This is a genomic window from Vibrio sp. 1731 (assembly GCF_033339955.1).
Taxonomy (GTDB): domain Bacteria; phylum Pseudomonadota; class Gammaproteobacteria; order Enterobacterales; family Vibrionaceae; genus Vibrio; species Vibrio alginolyticus.
Map to the genome: position 1 here is coordinate 1 of NZ_JAWOVO010000091.1, position 1,331 is coordinate 1,331.

At 43.7% G+C, this 1,331-nt stretch carries 1 protein-coding gene; it reads left to right on the forward strand.

The window, feature by feature from the left end; translation table 11 throughout:
- Nucleotides 1-107 precede the first annotated feature (107 nt).
- Complete coding sequence (locus R7035_RS25385; protein ID WP_032073033.1) at nt 108-1,316, forward strand: IS4 family transposase; 1,209 nt, start codon at nt 108-110, stop codon at nt 1,314-1,316.
- The last annotated feature ends 15 nt before the right edge of the window (nt 1,317-1,331 follow it).

Genomic DNA, 1,331 nt, shown 5'->3' on the forward strand with positions numbered 1-1,331 from the left:
CTGAGGAATCCCCTAATGATTTTGATAAAAATCATAAATTTAAGGTAGATGCACATCTTGTCATGTGATCAAATGGTTCTGAGAAAAATCAATAACCAGACAACAAGATGTGCGAACTCGATATTTTACACGACTCTCTTTACCAATTCTGCCCTGAATTGCACTTAAAACGACTCAACAGTTTAACGCTGGCTTGCCACGCATTACTTGAATGTAAAACGCTCACTCTTACCGAACTTGGTCGTAACCTGCCAACGAAAGCCAGAACAAAACATAACATCAAACGAATCGACAGATTGTTAGGTAATCGTCACTTGCACAAAGAGCGACTCGCTGTATACCGTTGGCATGCCAGCTTTATCTGTTCAGGTAATTCGATGCCCATTGTTCTTGTTGACTGGTCTGATATTCGTGAGCAAAAACGGCTTATGGTATTGCGGGCTTCGGTGGCACTACATGGTCGTTCTATTACTCTTTATGAGAAAGCCTTTCCGCTTTCAGAGCAATGTTCAAAGAAGGCTCATGACCAATTTCTAGCCGACCTTGCAAGCATTCTACCGAGTAACACTACACCGCTCATTGTCAGTGATGCTGGCTTTAAAGTGCCATGGTATAAATCCGTTGAAAAGCTAGGTTGGTACTGGTTAAGTCGAGTCAGAGGGAAAGTGCAATATGCAGATTTAGGTGCGGAAAACTGGCAACCTATCAGCAACTTACATAGCATATCCTCAAGTCGCTCAAAGACTTTAGGCTATAAGAGGTTGACTAAGAGCAACCCAATTTCATGTCAAATTGCACTGTATAAATCACGTCCTAAAGGCCGAAAAAATCAGCGTTCGACACGGACTAATTGTCATCATCCGTCACCTAAAATCTACTCCGCTTCGACAAAAGAACCATGGGTTTTAGCGACTAACTTGCCCGTTGAAATCCGAACACCAAAGCAACTTGTTAGGCTCTACTCGAAGCGTATGCAAATTGAAGAAACCTTCCGAGACTTGAAAAGCCCAGCCTACGGTTTAGGCCTCCGTCATAGCCGAACTAGCAGCTCAGAGCGCTTTGATATCATGCTGCTAATCGCCCTAATGCTTCAACTGACATTTTGGCTTGCTGGAGTTCATGGTCAGAAACAAGGTTGGGATAAGCACTTCCAAGCTAACACTGTCAAAAATCGAAATGTACTCTCAACAGTGCGCTTAGGGATGGAAGTTTTGCGGCATTCTGGCTACACAATAACGAGGGAAGACTTGCTCGCGGCTGCAACCCTGCTTGCTCAAAATCTATTCAAACATGGTTGTGCTTTGGGGAAATTATGAGGGGATCCCTCAGTA

Bases quoted from the DNA above. Each gene is read 5' to 3' on its own strand.
- R7035_RS25385 (WP_032073033.1), top strand. From the start codon at position 108: ATGTGCGAACTCGATATTTTACACGACTCTCTTTACCAATTCTGCCCT.